Annotated in this window: 5 protein-coding genes; 2 read left to right on the top strand and 3 right to left on the bottom strand. The window is 74.2% G+C overall.

Annotated elements, in window-relative coordinates; translation table 11 throughout:
- Window positions 1-189, top strand: a 189-nt coding sequence (locus RI554_09885; protein MDR9392324.1) for a hypothetical protein, incomplete at its 5' end; no start/stop codon positions are given.
- A 127-nt stretch (window positions 190-316) separates the two neighbouring features.
- The gene (locus RI554_09880) at window positions 317-1,318 is read left to right on the top strand and encodes a 2-hydroxyacid dehydrogenase (protein MDR9392323.1); all 1,002 of its coding nucleotides are present in this window, start codon (window positions 317-319) and stop codon (window positions 1,316-1,318) included.
- A 100-nt stretch (window positions 1,319-1,418) separates the two neighbouring features.
- On the opposite strand, the gene katG is transcribed toward RI554_09880, so the two are convergent.
- The 3 genes from katG to RI554_09865 all read right to left on the bottom strand — a co-directional run bounded on the left by katG (window position 1,419) and on the right by RI554_09865 (window position 6,583).
- Entirely contained in the window at window positions 1,419-3,620 is a 2,202-nt protein-coding gene (katG, locus tag RI554_09875; protein MDR9392322.1) for a catalase/peroxidase HPI, read from the bottom strand.
- Window positions 3,621-3,810: 190 nt separating this feature from the next.
- Entirely contained in the window at window positions 3,811-4,368 is a 558-nt protein-coding gene (locus tag RI554_09870) for a hypothetical protein (GenBank protein ID MDR9392321.1), read from the bottom strand.
- Window positions 4,369-4,438: 70 nt separating this feature from the next.
- Complete coding sequence (locus tag RI554_09865; protein ID MDR9392320.1) at window positions 4,439-6,583, bottom strand: DUF2207 domain-containing protein; 2,145 nt, start codon at window positions 6,581-6,583, stop codon at window positions 4,439-4,441.
- Window positions 6,584-6,608: the final 25 nt, after the last annotated feature.

Below are 6,608 nucleotides of genomic sequence, written 5' to 3'. Positions count from 1 at the left end.
GAGGGGTCGGGCACCCTGGACGCGTTGCAGGCGGCGTTGCGGGACCTGACCGGCCTCGCGGAGGTGGATCGCGCGGCGGAGGCCGAGGTGTACGCCGCGATGCTGCGCGAGCGCTACGTCGACCCGGGCCGCATCGTCGCGGCGGCGGGGACGTGGGACAGCGACGCGCGGGTGGCGGTCGGGTCCTGAGCGGGGGCCTGGCGCCGACGGGAGCGCCTCCCGAGGCGTGCGCGATCGCGATTCGAACCGTGGCCGTGGCGCCCGTCGGGGCGCGTCGGTCCTGACCCGCGCCGCCGGACCCGCGTAGCATGGGCGCATGCGGGTCGCCGTGTTCAGCACCAAGCCGTACGACGTACGTTTCCTCGCGCGCGCCGCGGAGGGCGGCCGGCACGCCCTGACGTTCCACGAGGCGCGCCTCGTGCCCGCCACCGCGAGCCTCGCGGAGGGGCACGACGCGGTGTGCGCGTTCGTGAACGACGACCTGGGGGCCGACGTCCTGACGCGGCTGGCGGACGCCGGGGTCCGCCTGGTGGCGTTGCGGTCGGCGGGCTTCAACCACGTGGACGTCGCCGCCGCCGAGGCGCTCGGGCTCACGGTGGCGCGGGTGCCGGCGTACTCCCCGCACGCCGTCGCGGAGCACGCCCTGGCGTTGCTGTTGGCGCTCAACCGCAAGATCTACCGCGCCTACAACCGGGTGCGGGAGGGGAACTTCTCGCTGGACGGCCTCCTGGGGTTCGACCTGGTCGGCAAGACGGTGGGGGTCGTGGGGACGGGCCAGATCGGTCGCGCCTTCGCGCGAATGGTGCACGGCCTGGGGTGCGAGGTCCTCGCCCTCGATCCGGTGCCCTCGGCCGAGCTGGAGGGGGTCGCGACGTACGTCGACCGGGACGCGCTGTTCGCCGCGTCCGACGTCGTGTCGTTGCACTGTCCGTTGACGCCGGAGACGTACCACCTGGTGAACGAAGCGGCGCTCCGCCGCATGAAGCGGGGCGTGACGTTGATCAACACGAGTCGCGGGCAGTTGGTGGACACCCCCGCGGTGGTCGAGGCGCTCAAGGAGGGCCGGATCGGGCGGTTGGGGCTCGACGTCTACGAGGAGGAGGGCGACCTGTTCTTCGAGGACCTCTCGAACCGCGTCATTCGCGACGACGTCTTCTCGCGCCTCCTGACGTTCCCGAACGTCCTCGTCACCGGGCACCAGGGCTTCTTCACCGAGGAGGCGCTGACGAACATCGCGGCGACCACCGTGGCGAACCTCGAGGCGTTCGAGGCGGGGGGCGACGCGCTGCACCGCGTGACGGGCGCGATGGTCGTCTGACGCCGAGGGCGCGGCCACGCACGCGCGACGCCCGGACCGCAGGGTCCGGGCGTCGCGGGGGTCGTTCGCGGGGGGCGCGGGCGTCCGCCTGCGCCGAGGATCAGTTGCGGACGTCGAACCGATCGAGGTTCATGACCTTGTCCCAGGCGGCGACGAAGTCCCGCACGAACGTCGCTTCCGCGCCGTCGGCCGCGTACGTTTCCGCGATGCCGCGCAGTTGCGAGTTCGAGCCGAAGACGAGATCGACGCGCGTCGCGCTCCACAGCACCTGCCCGGTCTCGCGGGAGTGGGCGTGGAACAGGTGGTCGTCGCCGTTCACCGGCGCCCATTCGGCGTTCATGCCGAGCAGGTGGACGAAGACGTCGTTCGTGAGGACCTCGGGTCGGTCGGTCAGGACACCGTGCTCCGAGCCGTCGGCGTTCGCGTTCAGGGCGCGCATGCCGCCCACGAGGACCGTCATCTCCGGGGCGCTGAGCCCGAGGAGTTGCGCCTTGTCGATCAGCATCTCCTCCGGCGAGACGGTGTAGCGGGCCTTCTGGTAGTTGCGGAAGCCGTCGGCGAGCGGCTCGAGCACCTCGAAGCTCTCGACGTCGGTCTGGTCCTGCGTGGCGTCGGTCCGGCCCGGCGTGAAGGGGACGGTGACGTCGTGCCCCGCCCTCTTCGCCGCCTGCTCGACGGCGGCGACGCCGCCCAGCACGATCAGGTCCGCCATCGAGATCTTCGTGCCGTCGTCGGTGCTGGCGTCGAAGTCGCGCTGGATACCCTCCAGGACGCCCAGGACCTTCGCGAGGCGTTCGGGTTGGTTCGCCTCCCAGTCCTTCATCGGCGCGAGGCGGATGCGGGCGCCGTTGGCGCCGCCGCGCTTGTCGCTACCGCGGAACGTCGAGGCGGACGCCCAGGCGGTCGTGACGAGCTCGGGGATCGACAGGCCGGAGGCCAACAGGCGCTGCTTGAGGTCCGCGACGTGCGCGTCGGTCACGAGCGGGTGGTCGACCGGCGGGACCGGGTCCTGCCAGATCAGTTCCTCGTCCGGGACCTCGGGGCCGAGGTAGCGCGAGCGGGGCCCCATGTCGCGGTGGGTGAGCTTGAACCAGGCGCGCGCGAAGGCGTCGGCGAACGCGTCCGGGTCGGCCTGGAAGCGCCGCGCGATCGGTTCGTAGATCGCGTCGACCTTCAGCGCGATGTCGGACGTCGCCATCATCGGCGCGTGACGCCGCTCGGGGTCGTGCGCGTCGGGCACCGCGTCGGCGGCGGCGCCGTCCTTGGGGTGCCACTGCCAGGCGCCGGCGGGGCTCTTGACGAGCTCCCACTCGTACCCGAACAGGGTATCGAGGTAGCTGTTGTCCCAGGTGATCGGGGTCGGCGTCCAGGCGCCCTCGAGGCCGCTCGTCATGGTGTCGACGCCGTGGCCCTCCCCGTCGGGGTTGCGCCAGCCGAGCCCCATCTCGTGGATGGGGGCGGCCTCCGGCTCGGGGCCGACGGCGTCCGCGTCGCCGTTGCCGTGCGTCTTGCCGAAGGTGTGCCCGCCGGCGATCAGCGCGACGGTCTCCTCGTCGTTCATCGCCATGCGCGCGAACGTCTCGCGGACGTCCCGCGCCGAGGCGACCGGGTCGGGTTCGCCGTTGGGGCCCTCGGGGTTGACGTAGATGAGGCCCATCTGGACCGCGGCGAGCGGGTTCTCGAGCTCCCGGTCGCCGGAGTAGCGCTCGTCCCCGAGCCAGTCGGCCTCCTTGCCCCAGTAGATGTCCTCCTCGGGCTCGTGGACGTCCTCGCGACCGCCGGCGAACCCGAACGTCTCGAAGCCCATCGACTCGAGCGCGACGTTGCCGGCGAGCACCATCAGGTCGGCCCAGGAGATCGACGCGCCGTACGTCTGCTTGACCGGCCACAGCAGCCGGCGGGCCTTGTCGAGGTTGGCGTTGTCCGGCCAGCTGTTGAGCGGCGCGAAGCGTTGCGACCCCGCGCCCGCCCCGCCGCGCCCGTCGCCGGTGCGGTAGGTGCCGGCGCTGTGCCAGGCCATGCGGATGAAGAACGGCCCGTAGTGCCCGTAGTCGGCCGGCCACCAGTCCTGCGAGTCGGTCATCAACGCGTGCAGGTCCGCCTTCACGGCGGCCAGGTCGAGCTTCGCGAACGCCTCGGCGTAGTCGAAGTCCGCGCCGTAGGGGCTTTCGACGCCGGTGTGCTGGTGCAGGATCTTCAGGTTGAGTTGGTTGGGCCACCAGTCGCGGTTCGTCTGGGCGTCGGTGGTCGTGCTCCCGTGGTACGGGCAGGGGCTGTCGGACTTCGTGCGGTCGTGTTCCATGCGGCGTTCCCTTCGAGGCTCGAAATGGCGACCGACGGGGGCTTCGCGCGCGGGCGCGCGAGGCGGGGTCGGGGTCGCGGGCGTGGCGGCGGACCGCCCGCCGGCAACGATACGCGCGCGCGCCGCGCCCCCCACGTCGCCGGGGCGGCAGACTCGGAATCGCTCCGAGGTGTAGCCGGGTGGGGGCGGGTCAGGCCAGCACGGCGGCGAGCACCAGGTTCACGGCCAGCGACAGGACGCCGGCCAGGATCAGCGTGGTGATCGTCACCGCCGCGCTCGTGACGTTCAGGCTGGCGCGCGTCGCGAGGTACGCGAACCAGACGTTCGCCCCGAGCACCACGATCGCGAGGAGCGGGACGACGGTGAGGCCCACGACGCTGATCACCAGCACGAACGTCGCGAGGGTGAAGGCGACGTTCAGCGGGGCCCAGAACAACGCGAAGCTATAGGCGACCTCGCTCAGGGTGCCGGTCCCCCCGCGCCGGGACCCGACGAAGTACACGAGGTAGACGAAGACGAAGAAGCCGGCGACGGTCCCGACGACGTTGCCGAGGAACGCGCCCGGCCCGACGCCGAGGGCGAACAGGCCGCTGACGGCGGCGGCGACCGCGACGTAGGTCAGCGCGTCGCGGACCGTGCCCTCCTTCTCGAGGCGGTCGAACACCGCGACGTCGCGCTCCCGGAACACCGCGCCACTGTGGCTCCACATGATGCGCAGGCGCTCGAGGAAGGGGGTGGACTCGGTCATGGCGTGCCTCCCGGGGGTCGACGCTCGGTGGCGGCGAAACGGTTCACGCTACGCCGGGCCCCGGCCGGCGTCAACGACCGCCGCCCCCGCCGCCCCCACCGCCGCCGCCCCCACCGGCGGACGAGCCGCCCGACGCGGCGCTCGCGCCGACCGTCGCGAGCGCGTTCGACAGCGACGCGGCGGACGCCGCGACGCCGGCGAGGTCGGCGGCGTCGCGGACGCCGGCCCCCATCCAGGTCGCGCGCGCGGCGAGGTGGGCGGGGTCGAGGCCACGTTCGGGGGCGACGCGCTCGAGGGTCTTCAGGAACCGGCGCGCCACGCCGAGCGCGACGGCGTAGGCGAAGTAGCGGTCCCACACCTCGAAGACGTCGGGCGGCGCTTCGCGGAGGATCGTGTAGGTGCTCAGGGTCCGCCGAAAGCCCTCCCAGCCCGCCACCTCGCGGGCGACGTCGGGCCGCCAGGCGGGCAGCGCGGCGAAGGCGACGGGGATCCCGAGCGCGGCGGCGAACGCCGCACCGCCCGCGATCGCCGCGGCGGGGCCGGCGGCGACGAGGACCGCGTAGGCGACGGCGGCGACGGCGGTGACGCCCGACGCGACCGCCCAGCGCCGGGTCGCCACCCGGCTCGCGTCGGTCGTCAGCGGTCCGCCGTGGCGGGCCTCCACGGCGTCGCGCACCCCCTTCGCCCACGTCTCGACGAAGGCGGGGTGCTTCGCAGCCCACCGCTGGAGCGCCTTGCGGTCGACGCGGCGTCCGTCCCCCGCGGCGTCCGCGGCGTCGTGCAGGTACGCCAGCAGGGCGCGCTCGTGGTCGAGGAGGGCGTCGTCGCGGGCCTCCACGCCCGCGTCCACGCCGGCCTCCACGCCGGCCTCCACGTCCACCCCCGCGTCGCGGGCGGGGAGCTGTACGGCGAACGCGGCGTCCTCCCCCTCGAAGGCGACGTGGTCGCGGCAGGCGAGGTCGGTCAGGGTCGCCGCGAAGGCGGCGTCGGCGGGGAGGCTCTGCCGCGATTGCGTGCGCAGGACCGCGACCTCGGCGGGGGGCGCGTCGTTCGGCGGTTCGAACGGGTGGCGCATCGCGTCGACGCGCGGTTCGCGCCCCACCCGGACGTAGGCCCGCGCGAGGCCGACCGCCAGCGCGGCGAGCGCCGCCAGGGCCGGCAGCGCCGCCGCCGGGTGCCGGCGCGCGGCGTCGAGCGGCGTGCGGCGGGTCACGACGACCTCCCGTGCGGTGGCGGCGCCGTTCTCCGCCGTCGCGAGGACCGTCACGCGGGTCGCGCCGTCCGGCACGACGCCCAGGTCGCAGACGAACGGGTCCGTGCCGGTGCAGGCGACGCGCGTCCCGCCGTCGGTGCGCGCCACGACGTCGGCGACGGGCGCCCCGTCCGGCGTGGCGCGCCCCCGCACCCGTGCGACGCCGGTCGTCGCGACGTCGCCCACCCGGAGGGTCGGCGCGCCCGGCGCTCCGAGTCCCGCGAGGCGGGCCTCGTCGGCGAGGTACGTCTCGAGCCGGTCGGCGCCGTCGCTCGCCGCGCGGACGGCGGGACCGAAGTGGGCGGGGTCCATCAGGTAGCGCACCTCGATCCCTTCGCCGGGGGGGATGCGGTCGGCGCGCACGTCGAGTCGCCCGAGGTCGCGGTCGAACGCGACGTCGGGCGTCTCCGGGAGGTCGAACCGGTGCACGAACGCGTCGTGGGGCGCCGCCACGGCGCCCGGCGCGGTGACCGTGAGGTGGTAGCGCCGCGCGACGGGCTCGTTGTCGCGCCCGTAGATCTCCCAGTACCACTGCACGACGTCGTCGTGCACCTGCAGGGCGCCGTCGAGGCGGTAGTGGAAGCGGATTCGTCGTTCCGTGACGCGCACGTCGTCCTCGTGCGCGACGACGACCTCGGTGCCGGCCGCGCCGGAGGCGCACGGTTGCGTGAACGCCCGGGCGGGTGGCCCGGCGTCGACGGCGCCGGCGTCCTCGAGCAGCGTGAGGGTCACGTCGGGCCCGTGCCGGATGCAGACGTACGCCTCCCCGAAGTCCTCGTCGGTCCACAGGGTGCGCACGTCGCGGACGACGACGCCGCCGTCCGCCTCGATGCGGACCTCCTGGCGGACGTCGCGCCACTCGAAGCGCGCCTCCGCCACGGCGGACGCGAGGAGCGCGACGAGGCCGAGCAGGAGCGCTGCGGGGACGAGGGGGCGCGGGTACGGGCGGGTGGGACCGAGCATCCCCCGAGCCTAGGCGGGCGCGGCC

The sequence above is a fragment of the Trueperaceae bacterium genome, assembly GCA_031581195.1.
In the GTDB taxonomy this organism is placed as follows: domain Bacteria; phylum Deinococcota; class Deinococci; order Deinococcales; family Trueperaceae; genus SLSQ01.
Note: the sequence above shows the minus strand (reverse complement) of the source record. Positions and strands in the feature narration are given on the sequence as shown.

What these genes read in the sequence shown, in the direction of transcription:
- RI554_09880 (MDR9392323.1), top strand. Translation starts at nt 317, where the DNA reads ATGCGGGTCGCCGTGTTCAGCACCAAGCCGTACGACGTACGTTTCCTC.
- katG (MDR9392322.1), bottom strand. Translation starts at nt 3,620, where the DNA reads ATGGAACACGACCGCACGAAGTCCGACAGCCCCTGCCCGTACCACGGG.
- RI554_09870 (MDR9392321.1), bottom strand. Translation starts at nt 4,368, where the DNA reads ATGACCGAGTCCACCCCCTTCCTCGAGCGCCTGCGCATCATGTGGAGC.
- RI554_09865 (MDR9392320.1), bottom strand. Translation starts at nt 6,583, where the DNA reads ATGCTCGGTCCCACCCGCCCGTACCCGCGCCCCCTCGTCCCCGCAGCG.